Raw genomic sequence first — 24898 nt, 5'->3', positions numbered from 1 at the left:
ATCTCAGTCTTGGTAGTCCACCGTCAGGGAGAGGTCGATCTCGTCCTCGCTCATCGCGGAGATCAGTTCGACGAGCTGCCGCTCCACCTCGGCGGCGAGCAGCTCGACGGTGGGGTGCTCGAACAGGTCGCGCACCTGGATGGGGCAGTCGAAGGCGGCCCGCAGGCGGGACGCGGCGGCCACGGCGCGCAGCGAGTGCCCGCCGAGGGCGAAGAAGTCGTCGTGGACGCCGACCCGGGCGATGCCGAGGACCTCGGCCCAGATCTGCGCCGTCACCGTCTCGGTGGGCGTCCGCGGCGGTACGAAGACCGCGGGGGCGGGGAGTTCGGGCTCGGGCAGGGCGGCGGTGTCGAGTTTGCCCTGGACGGTCAGCGGCAGCGCGTCGAGCAGGACGAACGCGCTCGGCACCAGGTAGCCGGGGAGTTCGGAGCGGCAGTGCGCGGCCAGTGCGTCGGCGGCCAGCCCGCTGCCCGCGACATAGCCCACCAGGGCGTGCTCGCCGCGCAGTTCGCGGACCAGCACGGCAGCGGAGTGGACGCCAGGGTGGCGGCGCAGCACCGCCTCGGCCTCGCCCGGTTCGACCCGGAAGCCGCGGATCTTCACCTGGTTGTCGCTGCGGCCGACGAACTCCAGGTCGCCCGAGGCGAGTCGGCGCACCACGTCGCCGGTGCGGTAGAGCCGGTCGCCCTCCTCGCCGAACGGGTCGGGGACGAACCGCTCGGCGGTCAGGCCCGGCCTGCCCAGGTATCCGCGCGCCAACTCCGGCCCGCCGACGAGCAGTTCGCCGGGGACGCCGATCGGCACCAGGGCGCCGTGCGGGTCCGCCACGTACGCGCGGCGCGAGCCCAGCGGGCGGCCGATCGGCACCCGGCCCTCGACCGGGTCGGTGAGCCGGTACGCGGTGGCCGAGATGACCGACTCGGTCGGGCCGTAGGTGTTGACCACCGGCACCCCGGGCAGATGGGCGAACCAGCGCTCCAGCGGCCCGGCGGGCAGCACCTCGCCGCCGGTGACCAGCAGCCGCAGGCTCGCGAGGTCGGCGGCGACCACGTCCAGCCGGGCCACCACCTCCTCCCAGTAGGAGGGCGTGAGTTCCATGACGGTGACGCCCTCGGCGCGCACCCGGGCGGCCAGTTCCTCCACCGACCAGATCTCGTCCGGGCGGATCACCACCCGGGCGCCGGTGCCCAGCGCGGGCAGGATCTGCTCCAGCGAGGCGTCGAAGGAGAGCGAGGCGAAGGTCAGCACCCGGTCCCCGGCGGTGATCCCGAACAGCTCGCGGGCGGCGGCGACATGGGCGGCCAGGGCGTGGTGCTCGACCCCGACGGCCTTGGGCCGGCCGGTGGAGCCGGAGGTGAAGATGGTGTAGGCGAGATCCCCCGGGTCGGGGGTGTGCCGGGGGCCGTCCGGGGCGGGCCGCACCTCCTCGACCGGGACCAGCGTCACCCCGAGCGGGGCCAGCGCGGGGGCGGTCGCGGCGTCCGCCACCACGTGGCCGACCCCGGCCTCGTCCAGCATGAACCGCAGCCGCTCGGCGGGCAGGCCGGCGTCCAGCGGGACGTAGACGCCGCCGGCCCGCCAGATCGCGGCCAGCGCGGCCACCGACCACGTCCCGCGCCGTACACAGACACCCACCGGGCTGCCCGGGCGCACCCCGGCGGCGGCCAGCCCGGCGGCCAGCCCGCCGGTCAGGCCGTCCAGTTCGCCGTAGCGCAGGGAGCGGCCCTCGCAGACCAGCGCCACCGCGTCCGGCTCGCCGGCCACCGTGAACGGCGGCACCGCGACGGCCGGTCCGTCCGTCGCCGGTCCGGCCAGTTCGGCGCGCTCGGCCGGGGAGAGCAGGTCCACCCGGTCCACCGGCGTGCCCGGGTCGGCCAGGACGGCCGCCAGCACCCGGCCCACGTGCCCGGCGAAGCGGCTCGCCGTCGAGGCGTCGAACAGGTCGGCCGCGTACTCGACGTTGAGCGCGAAGCGGTCCGGGTACAGCAGGAAGGTGGTGGTCAGGTCGAACTTGGCCGAGCCCCACGGCAGGGTGAAGTCGGCGGCCTCCAGGCCCTCGATCCCGGGCCCGCCGGTGGCGCTCTCCTGGACGTCCACCATCACCTGGAACAGCGGGTTGCGGGACAGGTCGCGCTCCGGCCGCAGCCGCTCCACCACCCGCTCGAACGGCACGTCCTGGTGGTCGAAGGCGCTCAGCACCGTCCCCCGGACGCGGTCCAGCAGCTCGGTGAAGGTCGGCCCGCCGGACAGGTCGCCGCGCAGCACCACGGTGTTGACGAAGAAGCCGATCAGCCGCTCCAGCTCCACCCGGCCGCGCCCCGCCACCGGGGTGCCCACCGGCACGTCCTGCTGCCCCGACCAGCGGGCCAGCACGATCTGCACCACCGCCAGCAGCACCATGAACCTGGTCGCCCCGTGCTCCCGGGCGAAGGCGTCCAGCCGGGCGGCGAGCCCGGGCGGCAGCGCCAGGTCCACCGCGCCGCCGCGCCCCGACCAGCCCGCCGGGCGCGGCCGGTCGGCCGGCAGCTCCAGCACCGGGACGCCGGCCAGGGCCGTCTCCCAGTAGTCCAGCTGCCGGTCCAGCCCGCCGCCCTCGGCCCGGTCGCGCTGCCAGACCGCGAAGTCGCCGTACTGCACCGGGACGGGCGGCAGCACGGCCGCCCGCCCGGTCAGCCGGGCCCGGTAGTAGGCCGTCAGCTCCTCGATGAAGACGTCCTTGGACCAGCCGTCGGTCGCCACGTGGTGGAAGACCAGGACGGCGACGTGGTCGTCCGGGGCCAGCTCCCAGACCCCGGCCCGCAGCATCGGCGGGCGGTCCAGGTCGAAGCGGCGGGTGGCCAGCGCCGAGGCCCGCTCCCGGACCGCGGCCAGCCGGGCCGCCTCGCTCGCGCCCTCCGGGGCACGGTGCCACTCCAGCGGCACGCCCATCGGGTCGCAGACCTGCTGCGCGGGGCGGCCGTCCACCTCGACCAGGGCCGTGCGCAGCACCTCGTGCCGGGCCGTCATGTCGTCGAGCGCGCCCTGCCAGGCCGCGCGGTCCAGGCCGCCGCGCAGCCGCCAGGAGAACCAGAGCACGTACTCGTCGCCGACGTCCGAGGTGCGGTCCAGGAACCAGAGGCGCTCCTGGGCGAAGGAGAGCGGCAGCGGGCCGGAGCGGTCCACCGGGACGACCGCGCCGCCGGCGGCCTGCCGGGCGGCGGCCACCCGGGGGCCGAACGCGCGGACGGTGGGGTTCTCGAACAGGGTGCGCAGCTCGATGTCGCGGCCGAGCCGTTCGGCGACCCGGGAGACCGCCATGGTGGCGAGCAGTGAGTGGCCGCCCAGGTCGAAGAAGCCGTCGTCGAGGCCGACCCGGTCCACGCCGAGCACATCGGCCCAGATCGCGGCGATGATCCGCTCGTCGTCGGTGCGCGGCGCGGTGTAGGCGGCGCCGCTCGCGGACCGGTCCGGGCGGGTGTCCGGCAGGGCGGCCCGGTCCAGCTTCCCGGAGGCGCCGACCGGCAGCGCGTCCAGCGTCAGGAAGTCCGAGGGCACGGCGTACCGCGGCAGCCGCTCGGCGCACCAGGCCCGCAGCGCGGACGGTTCGAACGGTCCGCCGACGACGTAGCCCGACAGGCTCTGCCCGGTGGCGGCGTCCGGCCGGACGGCCGCGGCGACCACCCCGGGGTACTCGCGCAGCACCGCCTCGACCTCGCCGAGCTCGATCCGGAAGCCGCGGATCTTGACCTGGTCGTCCCGGCGGCCGACGAACTCCAGCTCGCCGGAGGGCAGCCACTGGACGAGGTCGCCGGTGCGGTAGAGCCGGCCGCCGTCACCGCCGAACGGGTCGGGGACGAACCGCTCGGCGGTCAGCGCGGGCCGTCCGAGATAGCCGCGGGCCACCTCGGGGCCGCCGATCAGCAGCTCGCCGGGGACGCCGACGGGGACGGGTTCGTCGTCCTCGTCCACCACGTACACCCGGCGTCCGCCGAGCGGGCGGCCGATCGGCACCCGGCCCTCGACCGGGCCGTGGGCCTCGTAGGTGGCCGAGGTGACGGTGGTCTCGGTCGGGCCGTAGGCGTTGACCACCCGGACCTCGGGCACCGCGGCCCGCCAGGCGGCCAGCGCGCCCACCGGGACGGACTCCCCGCCCAGGATCAGCAGCCGCAGCGGGGCGAGCGCGGCGGCGGCGCGGCGGTCCAGCGCGAACGCCAGCTCGGTCCAGTAGGTCGGCGGGACGTTCACCACGGTGAGGCCGTACCGTTCGACCACCTCGGGGACCTGGGTGGGCAGCCACGGCTCGTCCGGGCGGATCACCACCCGGGCGCCGCAGGTCAGCGCGGGGAGCAGCTGGTCGAGCGAGGCGTCGAAGGAGAACGAGGCGAAGGCGAGCACCCGGTCCCCGGCGGTGATGCCGAACCGGGCCCGGGCGGCGGCGACATGGCTCGCCAGCGAGCGGTGCTCGACCCCGACGGCCTTGGGCCGGCCGGTCGAGCCCGAGGTGAAGATGACGTGCGCCAGCTCGCGCGGGTCGGGGGTGTGCCGGGGGCCGTCCGGATCCGGCCGTACGGCGTCCACCCGGACGACGGCGGGCCCGAGCGAGGCGGCCAGCGCGGCCGTCGCCGGGTCGGCCACCAGGCAGGCCAGATTGGCCTCCTCGACCATGAACTCCAGCCGCTGGGCGGGCAGATCGGGGTCGAGCGGGACGTACACGCCGCCCGCCCGCCAGACCGCGGCCAGCGCGGCCACCGACCAGACCCCGCGCCGCAGCAGCACCCCGACCGGGCGCCCGGGGCGGACCCCGGCGGCGGCCAGCGCGGCCGCCAGCCCGCCGGTCAGACCGTCCAGTTCGGCGTAGGTCACCTCCTGGTCCGCGCAGACCAGTGCGACGTCCCCGGGCCGGCCGGCCACCGTGACCGGCGGCGCCCCGCCCAGCGGACGGTCGGCGGCGGCCGACCACTCCTCGGCGGGAAGGGCGTGCGCCGCGCCGGGCATCGGGTCCAGCCGCCCGGCGAGCTCCCGCACCGGGGCCTGCGGCTCGGCCAGCACCGCGCGCAGCAGCTCGACGTAGGCGGCGCTGAACGCCCGCATGGTCTCCGGGTCGAACAGGGCGGTGGCGTACTGGAGCCGGGCCGCGATGCTGCCGTCCGGCAGGAGGTTGAGGTCCAGGAAGACGTCCAGCGCGGTGCCGGTCAGCGGCGGCGGCACCAGCTCCACGTCCAGGCCGGGCAGCCGGACCGGCTGGTGGGCGGCGTTGAGCAGGGTGAACGAGGCCTGGGCGAGCGGGTGTCGGGACAGGTCGCGCTCACCGCCCACCGCGCCGACCACCCGGTCGAACGGCGCGTCGGCGTGCGAGAGGTCCTTCAGCACATCGGTGCGGACCCGGTCCAGCAGCGCGCCGAACGACGGCCCGCCGGAGAGGTCGGTGCGCAGCACCACGGTGTTGACGAACGGGCCGATCAGATCCGCCACCTCGCCGTGGCCGCGGTCGGCGAGCGTGGTGCAGACGGCGATGTCGGTGCGGCCGCTGCACCGGCTCAGCAGCGCCTGGTAGACGGAGAGCAGCAGCATGTAGCGGGTGGCCCGGTGCTCGCGGGCGACCCGGTCCACCCCGGCCACCAGCCCGGCCGGCAGGCTGAACCGGACGACGTCGCCGGAGCCGTCCCAGAACCGGGGCCGGGGACGGTCGGAGGGCAGGGTGAGCGGGGCGGCCCCGGTCAGCCGGTCGCGCCAGTAGCCGAGCAGCCGCTCCATCCGGGGGCCGCTCAGCCGCTCGGCCTGGGCCCGGGCGAAGTCCGCGTACTGCAGCGGCGGCGGCGCCACCGTCTCGCCCCGGTAGCCGGCGGCCAGTTCGCGCAGCAGCACGTCCCAGGACCAGCCGTCGACGGCGATGTGGTGGACCACGACCAGCAGCAGGTGCTCGTCCGCGGAGATCCGGGCCAGTGTCATCCGCAGCGGGTGCTGGGTGGCCAGATCCAGCGGGCGGGCCAGCTCCCGGGCGAACAGCTCCTCGACGCTGCCGGCCTCGGTCCGCTCCAGCACGGCGCCGCCCGGCCCGTCCACCACCGGCACCGGCTCGCCGCCGACCGCAGTGAAGCGGGTGCGCAGCACCTCGTGCCGGTCCACGATCCCGGTCAGCGCCCGTTCCAGCGCCGGCTCGTCGAGCGGGCCCCGGATCCGCAGCGCCAGCGGGAGCAGCGAGCCGGAGGAGTCCTGGGCGAGCTGGTCCGTGAACCACAGCCGCCGCTGGGCGAAAGATGCCTTACGCGTGTCGTCACCGTGCTTCGCCCCGTCGGGGGCGGCTGCGCCTGCAGTCACTGTGGGCCTCCATGCCGTGTTTTCCAGCAGACTGCCGTCCGGGGGAGGCCGGTCACCAGGGAAGAAGACGCAGCCCCGAACGCAGCCCGCCCTGCGCGTCCGTCCCGGCCGGGGGACACGCCGGCGCGGCGGGCCGACCGGGGCCTCCGGTCCGCCCGCCGCGCCGGCGGTGCTGTCGTCCCTGTCAGCTCTGCTCTCCAGGCTCCCCCTGCCGGCCCTCGTCGACCGCGACGAAGCGCAGTTCGGAGGTGTAGGAACGGCCCTGGTCGTCGGTCAGCCAGGTCTGCTCGGGGGTGGGCAGCATCTCGGTGAGGACGACCCGGCCGTCCGGGTCCTTGCGGGCCAGCCGGCGCATCGCCTTGGCGAAGACGGTGACGTAGACCGGGCTGTCGAAGTCCACGTAGAACGGGCGGGACTCGGTGGGCGAGACCACGAAGACGAACCGTGGCAGGCCGTGCTCCTCGCGCCAGCGGCGGGCCCGGACGAACCGGCGTCCCTCGTCCTTCTCGGCGGCGAAGTCCAGCCCGGCGGCCGGCAGCCGCCAGGTCTCCCGGGCCACCACCAGCCGGTCCACGGTGACCCGGGGGGAGTGCTCGCTCTCCGGCAGCACCTGGAAGAGGTCCATCGCGAGGGTGGTCAGGACGTGCGAGAACACGTCCACGGCCGGGAATTCGGCGCCGTCGGGCAGCACGACCAGCAGCTCGCCGTCCCGCTCGGTGACCGTCACGTCCGCGCTGGGCACGGTGCGCGGGCGGTTCGGGTCGGCGGTGAAGTCCACCAGGGCCACCTGGTAGTCCTCCGGCCGGACCAGGGCGTGCCGGACCCGCGCGGAGAGCCGGGAGCGGTGCTCCTTGGGCAGCAGCGGCATCAGCCGGGGGCCGGGGTGGTCGCGGTCGGTGAGGGCGGTGAGCTCGCGCCGGTCGGGGTGCTGGTGGACGAAGAGCGAGGCGCCCAGCGTGTTGGAGGCCAGGTGCAGTTCGCCGAGGACGAGTTCGAAGTCGCCGCGGGCCACCGCCGCCGCCCCGTCGGCGGCGATCATCACGTCCGGGCTGAGGTAGCGGGCCGCCGTCCAGCCGCCGCCCGGGCCGCCGAACCGCTCCCGGACCGGGCCGGCGATGTCCGCCAGGGTGAGACGGACCCGCCGGGCGCCCGGCGGGGGTGCCAGGATCTCCGCCCAGTGGTCGCGGAACGCCTGCTGGAGCCCGGCCGTCGCGGTGCGCGCGTCGCCGTGCAGGACGGGCATACAGGCGAACCAGAAGCTGGCGAGGTCCACCGGGCCCCGGGCGGCGTGCTCGGCGTACACCTCCCGGGCCCGGGCCATGACCGCCTCGGCCAGCCGCGCGGTGAGCCAGCCCGCGCTGGTCAGCAGCGGCTCCAGCGGCGCCAGCGCGCCCCGGACGGCCGGGCCGAGCCTGGCCGTGGCGGCACGCCGGCAGTCGGAGTAGACCAGGGACCGGCAGGGGGCCGTCCCGGCCGACTTCTCGCGCACCGCGGCGGTCTCCGTCAGGGTGGCGAACTCCTGCTCCAGCGCGGCCAGTTCGGTGACCAGCTGGTCCGCTCCGGCGGCAGCGCCGACCCGGGCACGGCCACGCTCCAGGGCGTCCAGCACGGCCAGGCCGCGCTGCCGCGCCGCCCGGTCGCCGACCGTGTCCAGCCAGGCCCGCAGGTCGCGTTCGGGGTGGGTGCCGGCCGGTACGTCCAGGCGCCAGTGCGCCCAGCGGCGGGCCACCAGGTCGGCCAGCACGGCGGGCACGTCCGTCCCGGGCAGCGCGGCGGCGATCTCCCGGGCCGGGTGGACCCCGTCGCAGAGCGCGAGCACGGCGCCGGTCCGTGCCGGTACGGTCTGCGGCGGGCGGCCCGGGACGGTCACCCGGGTGCCGTCGCCGTCCAGCCGGACGAACGGCACCCGCCGGGGCGCCACCCACTCCCGCAGGGCCGGGTCCGCGCCGACCGTCGCGGCCAGCGCGTCGATCGCCCAACTGGCCCAGTACACCGTGGACTCGGCGGTCAGTCCGGTCCCGGCGTCCACCGCGACCCCGGCCGTGCCGGCGTCCCAGCGGCCCCAGCCGACCGGGCCGAAGAAGCCGATGGTGTCGTTCTTGACGCAGAACCGCTGCCAGTAGTGGGCGACGAGCTCCTCGCGCTGGCGGGGCATGCTGGTGCGGCCCGCGGCGGTGGGCGTCCAGTTCAGGAACGGCGCGATGCCCGAGTCGAGCACCGGCCGGTTCTGCCAGGCCACGGCCTCCCGGAAGGCGGGGGTCCGGGCGATCTCCTGGAGGGTGTGCGCCGTCTCCACGGCGGCCTCGGCGAACAGGGCGGCGAACGCGTCCCAGTCGCCGCCGGAAAGCCCGTCCCGCGGGCCGAACTTGTCGGCGGCCTCGGCGACGCCGGGCGGGGCCAGCCGCAGCACCCCGTCGGCCGGGAACCCCGGCCCGCGCAGCGCGAACTGCTCCCAGAGCCGCCAGCGGCCGCCCGGCAGAAAGGTGTCGGTCACGGCGGGCTCCTCAGGACTGGGCGAAGTCGGCGTCGACGACGGCGGCGAGGTCGGCGGGCGAGGGGTAGGCGAAGACCAGGGCGACCGGGACCTCCACGCCCAGCGCCTCGCGCAGCCGGCCGGTGATCTGGAAGGCGCTCAGCGAGTCGCCGCCGGCCTCGTAGAAGTCGCTGTCCCGGTCGAGGCGGGCCGCGTCCAGGGTCTCCCGGTAGACGGTGACCAGCAGGTCCTCGGTGCTGACGGCGGTGCCGGCCGGGGTGGTGGCGGTGCTCATGAGATCTCCTTCAGGCGGGAATCGAGGGGGGTGACGTGGTGGGAATCCGGGTGGGAACCGGTAGGCGGATCGCGGTGCGCGCCGGGGTGGGAGCGGGCCGCCGCGGCGCTCAGGGCCGCGGTGGTGTTGCCGCCGGAGACGATGGCGACGGCGCGGCCCCGGTGGCCCGCGACCAGCACCCCGGCCAGCGCGACGGCGCCGCTGGGCTCGGCCTCGATCCCGTACCGGCCCAGCAGGGCGGCCGCGGCGAGGATGTCGGTGTCGTCCACCGCGACCAGGTCGTCGACCCGGTCCCGGATGATCGGGTAGGTCACCGCGCCGGGCTGCTGCCCGCGCAGCCCGTCGGCGACGGTGCTGCTCGGCGGCAGCCGCACCGGGCGGCCCGCGGCCAGCGAACGGGCGTAGCGCGCGGCGGCGGCGGGCTCGACGCCCACCACCCGCACCGGGTGGCCCTGGGCGGCCAGGCAGACGCCGGCCAGCAGCCCGCCGCCGCCGGTGGGGACGTAGACGGTGTCCAGGTCGGGCGCCTGCGTCAGGATCTCGCCGCCCACCGTGCCCTGGCCGGCCACCACCAGCGCGTCGTCGGAGGAGGGCACGAACACCGCGCCGGTCTCCCGGGCCAGCGACCGGGCCCGCTCCTCCCGCTCGGCCACACCGCCGGCCACCGCGAGGGTGTGTGCGCCGAGGGCCTGGATCAGGGCCGCCTTGGCCGGGTTGGCACCGGCCGCCATGACGACGGTCAGCCGGATTCCGAGCCCGGCGGCGAGCCCGGCCAGCGCGATGCCGTGGTTGCCGGAGGAGCCGGTGACGATGCGCCGGGCCCCCAGCGCGAGGACGGCGTTGGCCGCGCCGCGCAGCTTGAACGAGCCGCCGTACTGCAGGTGTTCGGCCTTGAGTAGCAGCCCGGGCAGCACCGGCGGCGCCGGCAGCAGCGGGGTGCGCAGGACGTGCCCGGCGATCCGTTCGGCGGCGGCCCCGACGTCGGCCGGGCCGAGACCGGTGGCGGTGGTCATGCGGTGCCTCCCACGGGGGTGAGGGCGCGGCGGTCGGCCTTGCCGCCGCGGGTGGTGGGCAGTTCGGCCAGCCGGACGAAGCGGCGCGGCATCAGATGCGGCGGCAGGGTGCGGCCCAGGTGGGCGCGGAGCGCGGCGTCGGTGGTCTCCGCCAGTTCGCCGGTGACATGGGCGACCAGGTACACCCGGCCCTGCTCGTCGCTGGGCGCGGTGACCACCGCCCCCGCCACCCCGGGGTGGGTCAGCAGCGCGCCCTCGACCTCGGCCGGGTCCACCCGGTAGCCGCGGATCTTCACCTGGCGGTCGCCGCGGCCCAGGTAGCGCAGGCCGTCCGGCCCCGCCGTGGCGAGGTCCCCGGTGCGGTACAGCCGGCTGCCGGGCGGGCCCAGCGGGTCCGGGACGAAGCGCTCGGCCGTCCTGGCGGGCTGCCCCCGGTAGCCGCGCGCCACCCCCGTCCCGCCGATGCACACCTCGCCGACGGCCCCCTCGGGCACCGGCGCCAGGGCGTCGTCGAGCAGCCGTACCACCACCCCGTCGATGGGCGTGCCCACCAGGTCGGCGGTGGTGTCCGGCTCCGGCGGCACGGCGTAGCGGGTGGACGTCATGGTGCACTCGGTCGGGCCGTACTGGTTGACCAGGGCGCCGTCGACCAGCGACCGGCCGCCGGCGGTCAGGAAGGGCCGCAGCGACTCGCCGCTGGAGACCACCAGGCGGACCCCGGCGAGCAGCCGCCGCGGCTCCGGCTGCCCGGCCAGGAAGGCGAGGAAGGAGGGCGTGACGCTCAGCAGCGTGTTCACGCCGTGGGCGCGGACGGCCTCGCCGAACGGCTCGGGCCGCAGCAGCCGCGCCCTGGGGACGATCACCAGCCGGCCGCCGGCCAGCAGCGGGGCGAAGGTGTCCCGGACGGACGCGTCGTAGCCGAGCGGCGCGACCTGGAGGGCGGTGGTGTCCGGGCCGAGGCCGTAGTCGCGGGCGACGAAGCGCAGATAGGAGTCCAGGCCGCGGTGCTCGATCAGGACGGCACTGGGCTCGCCGGTGCTCCCGGAGGTGTGGCTGACGTAGGCCAGGGTGTCGGGCCCGGGCGCGGGGAACCCGCCGGGGGCGGCTGCCCCGGGGGAGAGCCGGTCCAGCCGGTCCAGCAGCAACGGCCGCCCGGGGACGGGCAGTTCGAGGCGTTCGGCCAGGCCGGAGGTGGTCAGCAGCAGATCGGCCTGCCCGCTGCGGACCAGCGCGGCCAGCCGGGCCGGCGGCTGCTCGACGTCCAGGGCGAGGAACGCCGCCCCCGCCCGCACCACGGCGGCGACGGCCGCCACGGCGTCGGCGCCGCGCTCGACCGCGACCGCGCAGACCACCTCGGGGCCGGCCCCGCGGGCGCGCAGGGCGGCTGCCAGGGTGTCGATCCGGGAGACGAGTCCGGCGTAGCTGAGGTCGCCCTCGGGGGTGCTGAGCGCCACCCGCCCCGGGTGCCGGGCGGCGTGCGCGGCGAGGTCGTCGACGAAGGTGCGCATCACGCCCCCTCGGGGGTGGCGGCGTCGGTGCCGGTGCCGGTGCCGGTGGCCTCGGTGACGCTCCGGTCCACGGCGACGAACCGCAGCTCGGAGGTGTAGCCGTCGCCCTCGTCGTCGGTCAGCCAGGCCTGCTCCGGCGTCGGCAGCATCTCGCTGATCTTCAGCCGGGCCGACGGGTCCTTGCGGGCCAGCCGGCGGGCGGCCTTGGCGAGGATGGTCAGATAGACCGGGCTGTCGAAGTCGACGTAGAACGGCCGGGGTTCGGCCGGCGAGACGACGAACACGAACCGGGGCAGGTCGTGCTCCCGCTGCCAGTGCCGGGCCCGGACGAAGCGCCCGGCCTCGGTCTTCTCCTCGGCGAAGGCGAGGCCGGCCACCGGGAACGTCCAGGTCTCCCGTGCCACGACCATCTTGTCGATGGTGATCCGGGGCGCGTGGTCGCCCTCGGGCCGCAGGGTGAAGCGGTCCATCACCCGCTGGGTGAGCGTGTTGGCGTAGGCGTCCAGCAGCGGGAACTCCGCGCCGTCCGGCAGCACCGCGACCAGCCGCCCGTCCCGCTCCTCGACCAGGACGTCGCCGCTCAGCACGGTACGCGGCCGGTGCGGGTTGCCGGTCTGGTCGACCAGTGCGACGTAGTAGTCCTGCGGCCGGTCCAGCGAGGGCCGGCTGCGCGCCGACCACTTCAGCGGCAGCTCCTTGGCCAGCATCGGCAGCAGCCGCGGCCCGGGGAAGTCCCGGGTGGTCTCGGCGACCAGCTCGGCCCGGTCGGGGTGCTGGTGGACGAAGAGCGAGGCGCCCATGGTGTTCAGCGCGCAGTGCATCTCGCCCAGCACCAGCTCGAACTCGCCGCGCGCCACCGCCTCCTGGTCCTCGGCCAGCACCAGCACGTCCGGGCTGAAGTAGCGGGCCAGCGACCAGCCGGCGCCGGGCTCGCCGAACTCCGCCGCCACCCGGTCGGCGAGGTCCGCCGCGGCGAACCGGACCGTGCGCGCGCCCTCGGGCACCGCCAGGATCCGGGCCCACTTGGCGCGCAGCTCGGCCTGGACGGCGGCGATGTCCGCCGCCGCCTCCGGGTGCGGGGAGGGCAGGCACTCCAGCCACATCGAGCCGAGGTCCACCGGCCCGCCGGCCGCGCGCAGCCGCTCGTACACCGCGCGGATCCGGGCGCCGACGGCCTCGGCGAACCGGTTGGTCATCCAGCGCGCCGCGGTCAGGCAGAGCTCCAGCGGCGCCAGTTCCCCGAGGACGGCGGTGCCGACGGTGGCCGTCGCCGCGCGTCGGGCGTCGGAGTAGACCAGCCCGCGGCACGGCGCCGTCCGCTCGCCCTTGGCCCGCTGGGCGTCGGTCGCGGTCAGCGCGGCGAAGTCCGCCTCCAGTGCGGCGATCGCCCCGGTGAGGGCGTCCGCGTCCGTCCCGGCGGTCTGCACCGCGTCGCGCCCGCGCTCCAGCACGGCCAGCTTCGCCAGCGCGCGCTCGCGCGGCTCCCGGTCGCCGACGCGCTCCAGGACGGCCCGCAGCGCGCGCTCCGGGAAGGTGTCGGCCGGTACGTCGAGGCGCCAGTGCACCCACCGCTTCCCGGCCAGCCACCGGACGGTCTCGGTGGCCTCCGCCACCCCGGTCCCGACCGCCCCGGCGATCGCGGCCACCGTCCGGGTGCCGTCGCACAGTTCCAGCACGGCCCGGGCCGCCTCGGTGATCTCCTGCGGCGGCCGGCCCGGCAGCCGGACGGCGCCGTCCACCACCCGGACGAACGACACCCGGTAGGGCGGGATCCAGGTCAGCAGCGCCTCGTCCTCGGCGAGCGCCTTGGCCAGCGCGTCGATCGCCCAACTCGCGAAGTACACCCGGGAGTCGGCGAGGAAGCCGGTGCCGGGATCGACGGTGACGCCGCGGCTCGCGAGGTCCCAGCGGCCCCAGCCGACCGGGCCGAAGAAGCCGATGGTGTCGTTCTTGACGCAGAACCGCTGCCAGTAGTGGGCGACGAGTTCCTCGCGCTGGCGGGGCATGCTGGTGCGGCCCGCGGCGGTGGGCGTCCAGTTCAGGAACGGCGCGATGCCGGTACGGAGCACGGCCGGGTTCTGCCAGGCCACCGCCGCCCGGAAGCGCGGCAGGGCGGCGATCTCCTGGAGCAGCTCGGCGGTGTGCACGGCGGCGGTGTCGAAGGCCGCGCCGAAGGCCTGCCACTCCGGGCCCGCCAGGGCGTCCTGCGGGCCGAACTTGTCGGCGGCCAGGCCGAGTCCGGCCGGCGCCAGGCGCAGCACCCCCTCGGCGGGGAAGCCGGGGCCGCGCAGCGCGAAGTGCTCCCACAGCCGCCACCCCCCGGCGGGCAACTGCACGTTCACCGGGACGTGCTCCTTCTCCGGGACGTCCGACATGGCGGAACTCCTTCCAGGGGGTTCGGCGGGTTTGGGCGCCTGCTACGGATCGGCCCGGGCCCGTCCGATCCGTGGGACGCGCCCTCTGGCAGCACACTGCCGGGCCGGGCACCGCACCCACCAGAGAAGAACCGGCAGCGACGCGCGCCGCTCCCGCCGCGTGTTTGCCCCTGGGCCCGCCCGGCCGGCCCAGGGCACGCTGGGCTCGCAGACGAGCGAGTACAGGAGGACACACAACGATGAGCGACACCGACACCGACGGGACCGGCTACCTGGTCGTGCGCAACGACGAGGACCAGTTCTCCATCTGGAAGACGGACCGCGAACTGCCCAGCGGCTGGCACCCGGAGGGCACCACCGGCACCCGGGAGGAGTGCCTCGACCACATCGGCCGGATCTGGACGGACATGCGTCCGCTCAGCCTGCGCCGGCGGATGGCGGAGGCCGGCGCCTGAGCGGAGGCCACGTCCGGGCGGAGGCGGTCTCGCGGGGCCGGGTCCTTCGGGGCCCGGCCCCGCGCCGTCGTGCGGCCGTCGCGGTGGCTTTCCACGGCGTGCCCCGGCTCCGACGCGGGCCCCGGCTCCGCATGGTGTGGGCCGGCGTCGGGCAGGCTGGGCGCATGGTCGAAATCTCGAAGGACGTGCGCGCACGGCTCGAAGCGGGCCACATCTGGTACGTCGCCACGGTCAACGCCGACGGCTCACCGCACGTGAGCCCGATGTGGGTGGGGACCGAAGGGGACCTGGTGCTGTTCAACACCTCGGTGGGCCGTGTCAAGGAGCGCAACCTGCGCCGCGATCCGCGGGTCTGTCTCTCCCACGCGGACGCGGCCGACCCCTACGACCGGGTGCAGATCCGGGGCCGGGTGGTCCGCTTCGTCGAAGGGCCGGAGGCGGACCGGAACATGGACCACCTCGCCGGGGTCTACCTCGGGGCCGACCACTACGAGTGGATCGTGCCCGGCGAGCGGCGGGTCGTCGTCCTGGTCGAGCCGTCGCGGATCCGCCGGGTGGTGGGCGTCGAGCCGTTCCCGCCGGGCGCCGTGCCGTCCTGAGCCGGGCGGCGGGGCGGTCCCGGGCGCGGCGTGGTGGGGCGGTTCGGGTGATGCCGGGCGGTGTCCGCGCAGCGCGGCCTTTCGTGGTGGCGGGCGGTGTGTATACGTGGCAGGCGAGCCGAACGCCGCTCGCCCGTCACCACGGAAGGAACAGGTATGACCCACTCGCAGATCCGGGCCGCGCGGAGCGTCGAGGAGGTCATCGAGCGGATGCGGGCGATCGAGGCCCGGCTGGACCCGCGGGACGGCGTGGCCTGCTTCAACCGTATGTACCTGCGGGTGACCGAACTCGTCGGCCGGAACCTGCGGGCGGGCACCTTCCAGGACCGGACGTTCGTCGAGCGCCTGGACGTGATCTTCGCCAACCTCTACTTCGGCACCGTGGACGCCGCCGAGGCCGGCCGGCAGCCGAACGAGGCCTGGCAGCCGCTGTACGACGCCCGCGCCGACCGGACCGTCTGGCCGATCCAGTTCGCCTTCGCCGGGATGAACGCCCACATCAGCCACGACCTCCCGCTGGCGCTCGTCACCACCTGCATCGAATGCCGCACCACGCCCGAGACCCCGCCCGTCCACGCCGACTATCTGACGGTCAACGACCTGCTCGCCCAGGTCGAGGCCGAGGTCCGGTCCTCCTTCGAGGCCGAGATCGGGAAGGTCGCCACCCGGGCCGCCGAACCGCTGAAGCACATCGTCGGCAGCTTCGGCATCGTCCGGGCCAATGACGCCGCCTGGGCCACCGCACAGGCCCTGTGGCACGAGCGCAACCTGCGCCCGTTCTACGACGCCACCCTGACGGCCGGCACCGCCGGCGCGGCCCTGGCCGGGCGGATGCTCGTCACCCCTGTCGTGGCGCCGGTCGGGCAGTCCGGCGGGAGCGACTGACCGAGCCCGAGCCCGAGCCGGAGTTCGAGTCCGAGCCCGAGTCCGAGTCCACGACCGATGGCCCCGGCCCCGTGCAGCGGGCGCTGTCGGTGAATACGGAGTCCTGATCACGTCGCCCCGCCGGGCAGCTGTTCGGCGGGGCGACGTCGTGCGAAGCGGGCCGGGAGCAGAGCCGGAAATGGTTCAGACCATTGACGGCCCGGGTGGCGGATTCTACGGTGTGGGCACCGACCTGGCGCAGGCATGCCAACGATCTCCGGAGGCCGCCGCACCCCCACGCGCGCGCGTCTGTGTCCGGCGCACTCTCCATCCACCCCCACGGAGGAGCATCATGCGCAAACGTCATCTCGCCGGCGCGGCCGTCGCCGCGATCGCGATACCGCTCACGCTGGCCCTGCCGGCGCAGTCGCACGGCTTCATCAACCTGCCGCCCAGCCGGTCCGCGCTCTGGGGCGCGGGCGTCGTCACCAACTGCGGCGACATCCAGTGGGAGCCGCAGAGCGTCGAGGGGCCGAAGGGCTTCCCCGGCCGGGGCCCGGCCGACGGCACCATCTGCGCCGGCGGAGACGCGCGATGGGCCCCGCTGGACGCCCCGCGCAACGGCAACTGGCCGACCACCCAGGTGACGGCGGGTCAGCAGCTCACCTTCACCTGGAACATCGAGGCCAGGCACGCCACCACCACGTTCAAGTACTACCTCACCAAGCCCGGCTACGACGCCACCCAGAAGATCACGCGGGCCGGTCTGGACCTGACCCCGTTCCTGACCGTCGCCTACAACGGCCGACAGCCCGCCGCCACGACCACCCACACCGCGACCGTTCCCAGCGGCCGCACCGGACACCAGGTGGTGGTGGCGGTCTGGGAGATAGCCGACACGGACAACTCCTTCTACTCCTGCACCGACGTCCGGTTCTGACCGGAGCGCGGGGCTGACGTCGTCGTCGGCCCCGTCGTCCCGCCGCCCTGTCGCCCCCTGCTGGCCGGGGGCGGCAGGGGGCGCGGGCGGTGGGGTGACACGCCCCGGCCCGGTGCGGAAGGATTCGTCGGGTGAGTACCCCGTTCATGGAGCACGGCCAGCACCCCGCCACCTGGGTGGGCGCGGCGATTCCGAGACCGCTGATGGTCGCGCTGGAGAAGCGCGGCGGTATCCCGCACACCGTGCGAGGGGAGATCGGCCGTCAGATCGAGGGCGGTGTCGCGCCGCAGCGGCTGCGTGACCGTGTCGAGCGGCGCTGGTTCCTGCGCTACTCGCACCTGACCGGCGAGGCCCTGCTGTCGCGGGCCGACGACATCGCCCTGGAGCTGGTTCTGCCGCCGCAGTGCCCGCGCGGGGCGTGCGAGGACGGCTGGCTGCTCGACGACTCGGGGAGCTGCCCGGAGTGCCTGCCCAGCGCGACGGTGGTCGACGTGGCGGACAACCTCTCCCACGGCCGGCAGGCGGGACCGGAGACGTACCGGCGTGCCGCCGCGTCCGTGCGGGCGCAGCTGCGCAGCGGGCACCGGTCGCTGCACGCGGCGGAGGAGCGGGCCCGGGCGGAGCGGGACGAGCACGGGCGCCGTGTCCCGGTGACGATGCGGTGCGCCGGCTGCCAGGAGACCGTCGTGCCGGCGCTGCGCTGGCAGGGGCGACCGTACTGCCGTCCGTGCCTGGGTTCGTGCCGGGGCTGCTCGGCGATCCAGCCGGTGGTGATGCTGAGCGAGGAGCACCTCTGCGCCGACTGCGGCGCCTGAACCCGACCGGCCCGGATCGGGGCTGAGCTCCGGGGGTGTTCTCGCCGGGGAGGGGTTCCCGTCCGCCGGCCGGGGTGGGCTGGCTATCTTGATGGTCCACTGACACGAGAGGGAGCGGGCGATGGGGACGATCAGTCGGAGGGTGGCCGCGGTGGCGGCGGCGGGGGTTCTGCTGGGTGTCCTGACCGCCTGCGGGTCCGGAGGGTCCGGTTCGTCCCAGGACACGGCGAAGGCGGCGGCGGGCGGTGCGTCCGCCACGAGCGCGTCCGCCGGTACGAACGGCGGGGCCGGGGCGGCGGCTTCGCCCTCGGCCGCTGCGGGCGGGACCACCGCCGGAGCGGCCGACGGCGGGACGCCCGCGCCCGGGGCGAGCGCGCCGGCCGCCGGAACGGGTGGCGCCGGAACGGGTGGCGCCGGTAAGGGCGGTGGTGCCCAGCCGGCCGCCGGGGCCGACCTGGACACGCCGCTGCTCGACGACAAGCTCGTCCTGCAACTGCTGCCCGATCAGAAGGCGATGACCGGCTGGGAGGAGGAGAAGCGCCGGGTGGACACCGCGGACCACACCCTGACCTGCACCGGCGCCGAACCGTGCGGCGGCAAGCCGCTCAGCGGGACGGCCCGGTTCTCCTCCGGCGACGTGACGGTGCGCTTCGCCGTCGACACCCTGCCGAGCAAGGCCGCCGCCAAGGACAAGCTCAAGGAGGCGTACGCGGGCTTCGGCGGCGAGCAGTACAAGCCGATCGACCTGGCCGCCCTCGGCAGCGAAAGCCGTTCGTTCCGGGGTCAGTTGGCCGGTCGCGAGGGCGTCGGCATCGTGCTGCGGGCCGGTACGGTGGTCGCCACCGTGACGACCGAGGGCGAGCCCGTCGATCCCCAGGTGACGCAGCGCCTCGCCGTGCTGTTCGTCCAGCGCATCGAGCAGGCCCAGGCGGGCCGGACCCCGGACGCCGCCCTCGGCGCGGCCTGAGCCGGCCTTCCCCGGCGTGTGCCGGACGCCGAACGCCCCTGCCGACGGCCTCGCCGTCCCTCGCGCCTGAACCGGTGCGAGCAGTGGTGCGGCAGCCGTATCGGCATGAGGCCGACGGTCCATCAGGCATGGGCATTGGACGGGCCGGTGGGGATTGACACTGGCGGGTAACAAAGCGCATGGTGATCGGGCCCACCGGTGTGCGCCCGTCCGCCCGTCCGCCGAGGGAAGGACGCATGCATGGCCGACCTGCCCGTCGGCTCCGACAAGAGCCTTGACATCGTGGCGAGTTCACCCGGAAGGCCGCCCGTCGGACTGGTGCTGCTCTGCTGCCTGGGGGCGTTCGTGGCCTTTCTGGACAGCACCATCGTGAACGTGGCGTTCCCGAACATCGCCAAGACCTTCTCCGGCTCCGACCTGCCCACCCTCTCCTGGGTGCTCAACGGCTACAACGTGGTGATCGCGGCCTTCCTGATGCCCGCCGGCCGGGCGGCCGACCGGCTGGGCTGCCGGCGGGCCTTCGCCGTCGGCCTGACCGCCTTCACCCTCGCCTCGGTGGTCTGCGGGGCCGCGGGCTCGGCGGCGGTGCTGATCGCGGCCCGGCTGGTGCAGGCGGTGGGTGCCGCGATCCTGGTGCCGACCTCACTCGCCCTGCTGATGCCGATGTTCCCGATGGCGCGGCGGCTGATCGCGATCACCATCTGGGGCGCGGCGGCGGCGCTGGCCGCCGGGATCGGCCCCGGCCTCGGCGGACTGCTCGCCGAACACTGGTCCTGGCAGGCGGTCTTCCTGGTGAACCTCCCGATCGGGACCGTCGCCGTGTGGGCCTCCCGGCGCCTCACCGAGCAGCGTGAACCCCGTGGCCCGACCCCGGACGTGCTGGGCGCGGCCCTGCTCGGCGCCGCGCTCGGCCTGCTCGCCCTGGGGCTGGTCAAGGGCCCGGACTGGGGGTGGAGGAGTGCGGGCACCCTCGGCTCGCTGGCCGTGGGCGCGCTGTTGGCGGTCGCGGCGGTGGCCCGCAGCGCCCGCCACCCGGCGCCGGTGATCTCGCTCGACCTGCTCCGCTCGCGCAGCGCCGTCGGCGGCAACATCGGCTCGATGCTCTTCTCGGTCACCTTCTACGCCGTCATCCTGAACAACATCCTCTTCCTGACCGGGCATTGGCACTGGTCGCTGATCGCGGCGGGCCTGGCCACCACGCCGCCGCCGATCGCCACGGCGCTGATCGCCCGGCCGGCGACCCGGTTCGCGGACCGGTTCGGGGACCGCCCGGTGGTCGTCGCCGGCTGCCTGATCTACATCGCCGGCACCCTGCTGCTGCTCTGGGGCGGCGGACGGAGCCCCGACTTCCTCACCCACTGGCTGCCCGGGGCGGCGGTGATGGGCCTCGGGGCCGGCCTGGTCTGGCCGGTGCTCGGCGCGGTGGCCCTGGCCGGGGTCGAGCCCGCCCGGCTGGCCACCGCGAGCGCGGCCAACGCGGCCTTCCGGCAGCTCGGCGCGGTGCTCGGGACGGCCCTCGCGGTGTCCATCGTGACCTCCTCCGCGGCCGACGTGCTGGGCGGGGCCCGCACCACCTGGTATCTGGCGATCGGCTTCGCGCTCGCCGTCGCGGTGCTCACCGCCCTGACCGTCCGCCGCGGTGCCCGGCCGGCACCCGCCTAGCGGCCGGGAGGAGGGCAGTCACCAACCCCGGTGCAGGAGAAAGGGGTTGATCCGGCATGCCTGGATATTTTGACTGATGAACCGTCAGTTATTATGTAACTTGGATCACTTGGCTGTTGCGGTTACCAGCCAGTATGGTTCTGAGCCATGGTGACGCCCGAAGTTGAGTCCTACATCCGGCAGAAATTCGGCGAGCACGCCGGCCTCGCGGACGACGAGGTTTTCGCCGACGACGTGACGCTGGCCGCGGTGATCGGCCGCAGCCCGAAGATGACCAACAGCATCGACCTCATGGAGGCGTTCGCCCGGACGGCCAACGGCCTCCGCAAGGACTACGGCGTGCGGGTGCGGCTGCCTTCCCTGCCCCTCGACACCCCGACCACCACGGTGCTGCAGGTCTTCCTGGCGGAGTTCGAGAAGCAGAAGGCCGAGGAGGAGGCCGCGTGAGCATCAGCGAGGCGGACACCGCCGTTCCGGTCATCCGAAAGCCGATCGTCTCCAGCGCGCCGCCGGCCATCATCACCGACCTCTGGGACGCGCTGACCGTCCGCAGGATGTCCCTGGTCGACGTGGTCTGGGAGCAGCAGCGGCTGCACGAGTCCCGCCGGTGGAGCGTCGTCGAGCTGCTGTCCGCCGTCGACCTGGACAGCCTCACCCCGCTCGACCGCAACCTGGTCTGGAACGCCGGCCGGGCCGAACTCACCACCAAGCCCGGCGCGGACCGGCTGGAGCGCCAGGCCGAGGCCGAGGTGCGCCGCTGGGAGAGGACCAACCCGGCGCTCGCGGCGGTCATGGAGGCCTGCGGCACCTGGAGCCGGTACTGGAACGAGGAGGAGGCCCACCACGAGACGGTCTTCAACCGGCTGGCCGACGTCAGCGGGATGGAACCGATCGACGACGAGACCTTCCTGGCGTTCCGCAAGGTGTTCCCGGACGACGACATGCTGCGCACCCTGGTGCTGCTCGCGATCTCCGAGATCACCGCCGCGGTCAACTACGGCCAGTGCCAGCACGTGATCCAGGACGAGGGCCTGCGCCGCATCTTCAAGCAGGTCGCCGCCGACGAGATCCAGCACCGCAACTACTTCGTGTCGTTCGCGAAGGCGTTGGTGGACAGCGGCGAGTACCCCGCCAAGGACGCCTTCGCGGTGGCCCACCTCTTCCTCCGCGAGGACGGCGAACTCCAGGGCAGCGCCCGGGACCAGAAGGAGGACCGGGGCACCCACGTCAACTGGTGGGACCACCTCGACACGGCCGACACCGGCTACCGGCCCGAGGCGCTGGAGAAGAAGGAGCAGCTGGTCTGCGGCGCCCTGAAGAAGATCACCGGAATCGAGGTCCACTCCCGCGAGGAGGTCGAGGACACCTGGATGGACCTCCTCGACAACTGACGCGGCCGCGGCCTCGGTTGTCGCGGCCTCGGTTGTCGCGGCCCCGCCCGCGGGGCGCCGGCGGGGTATCCGGCCGGCCAGGATTCTTTCGGCACGAGCAAAACGGACGGTCCGACGTGTTCTTCGGCGAAACACGCCTCATGCTCCCGGTGCGCCCCAACGACCTCGACGCGCTGGGGCACGTCAACAACGCGGTCGCCCTCGAGTACCTGGAGGCCGGGCGGTGGGACTGGCTCGGCGGACAGGGTCTCGTCCACGGCGACCGAGTGATCGCGGTGGTCGCCCGTACCGAGATCGACTACCGGGCGGAGATCCCGCGCGGCCGGGTCGAGGTCCGGACCGCCCTGAAGTCGCCCTCGGCGGAGGAATGGGACGAGGACGGCCTCACCTTCCGCGCCCGGTTCCGCCAGCGGATCCACCTGCCCGAGGCCGGCGGCTCCGGCGACCCGGCGGTGGACGCGCTGGTGACGGTGGCCTTCCTGGACGCCGGGAAGCGGTGCCTGGTGTCCCTGCAGGACTTCATCGCCGCTTCCGCCAAATCCTGATTGATCATCAACAGCTGTGCGGTGCAGGCGCGATGTGCGCACTGACGGAGGAGTGGGAGGGGTCAGGTGCTCGAGTACATCCAGCGCAACCAGGAGTGCCCGCCCGAGCGGGGGCTCTATCTGTACGACAAGTTCGACGACCCGCCGGAGTTCACGGCCTACCGGGACTTCCCCGAACAGGTCGCCGCCTACGCGGACTTCTTCCGTGAGCAGGGGATCAAGCCCGGCACCCGGGTGGTCTTCCCGTACGAGACCTCCCTACCGGTGATCCTCGCGTTCCTGGGGCTGATGGAGCTCGGTGCCGTCCCGCTCTCGGTCAAGCCGTTCGTGCTGAACACGCCCAGGGACGGCTACCAGGAGTTCCTGGCCCGGATCGCGGCGGACTTCGGCGCGGCCCGGATCCTGGCCGTGCCGACCCTGGCCGCCGTCGACCCGCCGGCGGACGTGCTGCCGCTGCCGCTGCCACCGGCCGGGATCCGCAAGGCCGGTGCCCGACTGCGGACGCCGGGGGCGGACGAGCCGGCGTTCGTGCAGTTCTCCTCCGGGTCGACGTCCTTCCCCAAGGGCGTCCCGGTCACCCAGGGGCGGCTGCGCGCCAACCTCGCCATGATCACCCGTACCGACGGGCGCCGGCCCGAGGAGCGGGTCAGCAGCTGGTTGCCGCTCTACCACGACATGGGTCTGGTCGGCGGCATGCTGTCCTGCTTCGCGGCCGGCTGCGACCTGCTGCTCGCCGAGCCGGTGACCTTCCTGTTCGACGCCCGCGGCTGGTGGGAGCACCTGGGGCGGGAGCGGGCCATCGGCACGGTGATCCCGAACTTCGCCGTGGACTACTCGCTGAAGCTGATGGAGGGCCTGGACGAGGAGGAGATCGCCGCGATCGACGTCTCCGGGATCCGGTCGGTCTACCTGGGCAGCGAGCCCATCAACCTGCCGAACCTGGAGGCCTTCCTGGACCTGATGGCACCGGCGGGCCTGCGGCGGGACGTCTTCATGCCCTGCTACGGCATGGCCGAGGCGGTGCTGCTGGTGGCGAGCAGGCCGGTGGGCGGCGAGATCCGGGTGGTGGACTCGCCGTCCGGTGTGCCGGCGATCTCGGTGGGCCCGCCGATGGCGGAGTTCGCCGTCCGGCTGCGGGGCGAGGACGGGCGGCTCTGCGGGGAGCGCGAGCTCGGCGAGATCGAACTGGCCGGTGGCAGCCTGGCCGAGGCCTACTTCGACCGGTCGCACCCGATCCGGGGCGCGGACGGCTACTACGCCACCGGTGACATCGGCTTCCTCGACGGCGGGGAGCTGTTCATCACCGGCCGGATCAGCGACCGGATCAAAGTCGGCGGCCGCAGCCTGTTCGCCGCCGACTTCGAACAGGCCCTGGAGCGGCTGCCGTTCGTCCGCGAGGGCCGGACGGCCGTCGCCCAGATCGGCACCGGCATCGTCGTCCTGGCCGAGGTGGACCGCGAGGCCCGCGAGGACATACCGGGCAGCCGGGCGCGGATCGTCGAGTATCTGGCGGGCGCGATCGGCGTCACCGTGCGGGCCGAGGACGTGCACTACCTCAAGCCCGGACAGCTGCCGCGCACCAGCAGCGGCAAGCTCCAGCGGCGCGCCATCGTGGCCGCGTACGAGCAGGGGCGGCTGGAGGGGCTGACCCTGACCGGGTCGGCGGGCTGACACCGGGGTTCGGGGCTGCGGGGTGCTGGGCGGGCAATGGCCGACGGATGGCAAGTGACAGGTTTCAGATAACAGATTTCGAAATCTGTTATCTGTTATCTGTTATCTGAAACCTGTCATCTGTTGCCGCCGCCCGTCGTCCACCCCCCGCCGTCCCCGGCGCTTCACCGTCCGTGCCGTGGGGCGCGGACGCCACCATCACGCGACAGGAGTGACGCATGCCGAAGCTGGAGCGGGACGGCGAGGTCTTCGTCCTGCATCTCGACGCCGACGACGAGAACCGGTTCCACCCCGACCGGCTCACGGTGCTGGAGGCCGCGTTCGACGAGGTGGAGGCCGCGTCGGGCCCGAGGGCGCTGGTCACGGCGGGCAGCGGCAAGTTCTGGTCGAACGGACTGGACCTCGACTGGCTGCTGAACAACGGCGACCGGTTCGCCGCCTACCTCGACCGGGTGCACGCGCTGCTCGCCCGCACGCTGGCCTCGCCGGTCGTCACCGTCGCCGCTCTGAACGGGCACACCTTCGCCGCCGGGGCGATGTGGGCGCTGGCCCACGACAGCCGGGTGATGCGGGTGGACCGCGGCTACTTCTGTCTGCCCGAGGTGGATCTCGACCTGTCCTTCCAGCGGGGCATGTCGGACCTGATCCGGGCGCGGCTCGCTCCGCAGGTCGCGCACGAGGCGATGACCACCGGCCGCCGCTACGGCGGCGCCGAGGCGCTCGCGGCCGGGATCGTCGAGGAGGTCGCCGACGAGGCCGGGCTGCTGGCCGCCGCCGTCGAGCGGGCCCGGGCGCTGGCCGGCAAGACCCGTCCGGCGCGCGGCCAGATCAAGGAGATGCTGTACTCCGAGACCCTCGCGTCGCTGCGCACCCCGACCGTGGTGTGACGACGCTTCGGGCAGAGCGCGTCGAGCCCCGGGCCACCGTACGAGCGCCAGTGGTCCGGGGCTTCGGCTCGCTCGGCTCGCCGTCGGCGGGTGTCCGTGTCGGCATCCGGAGCCGGCGCCGGAGTACCGTGACGCCCTGAG

18 protein-coding genes are annotated in these 24898 nt (G+C 74.6%); 12 read left to right on the top strand and 6 right to left on the bottom strand.

All coding sequences use genetic code 11. The features are described 5' to 3' along the window. Positions 1 to 3: 3 nt before the first annotated feature. The 6 genes from ACIO5D_RS10000 to ACIO5D_RS09975 all read right to left on the bottom strand — a co-directional run bounded on the left by ACIO5D_RS10000 (position 4) and on the right by ACIO5D_RS09975 (position 13961). Complete coding sequence (locus tag ACIO5D_RS10000; RefSeq protein ID WP_400794651.1) at positions 4 to 6297, bottom strand: amino acid adenylation domain-containing protein; 6294 nt, start codon at positions 6295 to 6297, stop codon at positions 4 to 6. A 184-nt stretch (positions 6298 to 6481) separates the two neighbouring features. Next, the gene (locus ACIO5D_RS09995; protein ID WP_400794649.1) at positions 6482 to 8791 is read right to left on the bottom strand and encodes a lantibiotic dehydratase; all 2310 of its coding nucleotides are present in this window, start codon (positions 8789 to 8791) and stop codon (positions 6482 to 6484) included. 10 nt (positions 8792 to 8801) lie between these two features. Then, positions 8802 to 9065 carry an acyl carrier protein gene (locus ACIO5D_RS09990; protein ID WP_400794647.1) on the bottom strand — a complete coding sequence of 88 codons (264 nt, stop codon included), beginning with the start codon at positions 9063 to 9065 and terminating at the stop codon, positions 8802 to 8804. Then, complete coding sequence (locus ACIO5D_RS09985) at positions 9062 to 10078, bottom strand: threonine/serine dehydratase (RefSeq protein ID WP_400760064.1); 1017 nt, start codon at positions 10076 to 10078, stop codon at positions 9062 to 9064. Before ACIO5D_RS09985 ends, ACIO5D_RS09990 begins: the two co-directional genes overlap by 4 nt. Continuing rightward, complete coding sequence (locus tag ACIO5D_RS09980) at positions 10075 to 11586, bottom strand: amino acid adenylation domain-containing protein (RefSeq protein ID WP_363604268.1); 1512 nt, start codon at positions 11584 to 11586, stop codon at positions 10075 to 10077. Before ACIO5D_RS09980 ends, ACIO5D_RS09985 begins: the two co-directional genes overlap by 4 nt. Next, positions 11586 to 13961 carry a lantibiotic dehydratase gene (locus ACIO5D_RS09975; RefSeq protein ID WP_400794645.1) on the bottom strand — a complete coding sequence of 792 codons (2376 nt, stop codon included), beginning with the start codon at positions 13959 to 13961 and terminating at the stop codon, positions 11586 to 11588. The genes ACIO5D_RS09980 and ACIO5D_RS09975 overlap by 1 nt, the downstream gene beginning before the upstream one ends. Positions 13962 to 14200: 239 nt before the next feature. On the opposite strand from ACIO5D_RS09975, the gene ACIO5D_RS09970 reads away from it, so the two are divergent. The 12 genes from ACIO5D_RS09970 (at position 14201) to ACIO5D_RS09915 (ending at position 24757) form a co-directional block, all read left to right on the top strand. Continuing rightward, entirely contained in the window at positions 14201 to 14416 is a 216-nt protein-coding gene (locus ACIO5D_RS09970; protein ID WP_363604271.1) for an MbtH family NRPS accessory protein, read from the top strand. Between the two features lie 164 nt (positions 14417 to 14580). Beyond that, entirely contained in the window at positions 14581 to 15015 is a 435-nt protein-coding gene (locus tag ACIO5D_RS09965; protein WP_363604272.1) for a PPOX class F420-dependent oxidoreductase, read from the top strand. A 156-nt stretch (positions 15016 to 15171) separates the two neighbouring features. Further along, a complete protein-coding gene (locus ACIO5D_RS09960) occupies positions 15172 to 15900 on the top strand; it encodes a DUF5995 family protein (protein WP_400794642.1) in 729 nt (242 codons plus the stop codon). A gap of 331 nt (positions 15901 to 16231) precedes the next feature. Continuing rightward, complete coding sequence (locus ACIO5D_RS09955; protein ID WP_400794640.1) at positions 16232 to 16819, top strand: lytic polysaccharide monooxygenase; 588 nt, start codon at positions 16232 to 16234, stop codon at positions 16817 to 16819. A gap of 131 nt (positions 16820 to 16950) precedes the next feature. Further along, complete coding sequence (locus ACIO5D_RS09950) at positions 16951 to 17634, top strand: hypothetical protein (RefSeq protein WP_400794638.1); 684 nt, start codon at positions 16951 to 16953, stop codon at positions 17632 to 17634. Positions 17635 to 17755: 121 nt separating this feature from the next. Next, a complete protein-coding gene (locus ACIO5D_RS09945) occupies positions 17756 to 18601 on the top strand; it encodes a hypothetical protein (protein WP_400794636.1) in 846 nt (281 codons plus the stop codon). Positions 18602 to 18841: 240 nt separating this feature from the next. Continuing rightward, positions 18842 to 20263 carry an MFS transporter gene (locus ACIO5D_RS09940; RefSeq protein WP_400794634.1) on the top strand — a complete coding sequence of 474 codons (1422 nt, stop codon included), beginning with the start codon at positions 18842 to 18844 and terminating at the stop codon, positions 20261 to 20263. 147 nt (positions 20264 to 20410) lie between these two features. Continuing rightward, positions 20411 to 20710, top strand: coding sequence for a hypothetical protein (locus ACIO5D_RS09935; protein WP_400794632.1), 300 nt, complete (start codon positions 20411 to 20413; stop codon positions 20708 to 20710). Continuing rightward, positions 20707 to 21654 carry an acyl-ACP desaturase gene (locus tag ACIO5D_RS09930; RefSeq protein WP_400650187.1) on the top strand — a complete coding sequence of 316 codons (948 nt, stop codon included), beginning with the start codon at positions 20707 to 20709 and terminating at the stop codon, positions 21652 to 21654. Before ACIO5D_RS09935 ends, ACIO5D_RS09930 begins: the two co-directional genes overlap by 4 nt. Positions 21655 to 21794: 140 nt before the next feature. Continuing rightward, complete coding sequence (locus ACIO5D_RS09925) at positions 21795 to 22199, top strand: acyl-CoA thioesterase (protein ID WP_400794630.1); 405 nt, start codon at positions 21795 to 21797, stop codon at positions 22197 to 22199. 66 nt (positions 22200 to 22265) lie between these two features. Next, entirely contained in the window at positions 22266 to 23870 is a 1605-nt protein-coding gene (locus ACIO5D_RS09920) for an AMP-binding protein (protein WP_400794628.1), read from the top strand. Positions 23871 to 24088: 218 nt separating this feature from the next. Continuing rightward, positions 24089 to 24757 carry an enoyl-CoA hydratase-related protein gene (locus ACIO5D_RS09915; RefSeq protein WP_363604287.1) on the top strand — a complete coding sequence of 223 codons (669 nt, stop codon included), beginning with the start codon at positions 24089 to 24091 and terminating at the stop codon, positions 24755 to 24757. Positions 24758 to 24898: the final 141 nt, after the last annotated feature.

The organism is Kitasatospora sp. NPDC087315 (genome assembly GCF_044744345.1).
GTDB lineage: Bacteria > Actinomycetota > Actinomycetes > Streptomycetales > Streptomycetaceae > Kitasatospora.
The sequence above is the reverse complement of the archived record's forward strand: the minus strand, read 5'-3'. Positions and strand labels throughout refer to the sequence as shown.

Bases quoted from the DNA above. Each gene is read 5' to 3' on its own strand.
- ACIO5D_RS09970 (WP_363604271.1), top strand. From the start codon at position 14,201: ATGAGCGACACCGACACCGACGGGACCGGCTACCTGGTCGTGCGCAAC.
- ACIO5D_RS09965 (WP_363604272.1), top strand. From the start codon at position 14,581: ATGGTCGAAATCTCGAAGGACGTGCGCGCACGGCTCGAAGCGGGCCAC.
- ACIO5D_RS09960 (WP_400794642.1), top strand. From the start codon at position 15,172: ATGACCCACTCGCAGATCCGGGCCGCGCGGAGCGTCGAGGAGGTCATC.
- ACIO5D_RS09940 (WP_400794634.1), top strand. From the start codon at position 18,842: ATGGCCGACCTGCCCGTCGGCTCCGACAAGAGCCTTGACATCGTGGCG.
- ACIO5D_RS09985 (WP_400760064.1), bottom strand. From the start codon at position 10,078: ATGACCACCGCCACCGGTCTCGGCCCGGCCGACGTCGGGGCCGCCGCC.
- ACIO5D_RS09915 (WP_363604287.1), top strand. From the start codon at position 24,089: ATGCCGAAGCTGGAGCGGGACGGCGAGGTCTTCGTCCTGCATCTCGAC.
- ACIO5D_RS09955 (WP_400794640.1), top strand. From the start codon at position 16,232: ATGCGCAAACGTCATCTCGCCGGCGCGGCCGTCGCCGCGATCGCGATA.
- ACIO5D_RS09935 (WP_400794632.1), top strand. From the start codon at position 20,411: ATGGTGACGCCCGAAGTTGAGTCCTACATCCGGCAGAAATTCGGCGAG.
- ACIO5D_RS09925 (WP_400794630.1), top strand. From the start codon at position 21,795: ATGCTCCCGGTGCGCCCCAACGACCTCGACGCGCTGGGGCACGTCAAC.
- ACIO5D_RS09945 (WP_400794636.1), top strand. From the start codon at position 17,756: ATGGGGACGATCAGTCGGAGGGTGGCCGCGGTGGCGGCGGCGGGGGTT.
- ACIO5D_RS09990 (WP_400794647.1), bottom strand. From the start codon at position 9,065: ATGAGCACCGCCACCACCCCGGCCGGCACCGCCGTCAGCACCGAGGAC.
- ACIO5D_RS09980 (WP_363604268.1), bottom strand. From the start codon at position 11,586: ATGCGCACCTTCGTCGACGACCTCGCCGCGCACGCCGCCCGGCACCCG.
- ACIO5D_RS09975 (WP_400794645.1), bottom strand. From the start codon at position 13,961: ATGTCGGACGTCCCGGAGAAGGAGCACGTCCCGGTGAACGTGCAGTTG.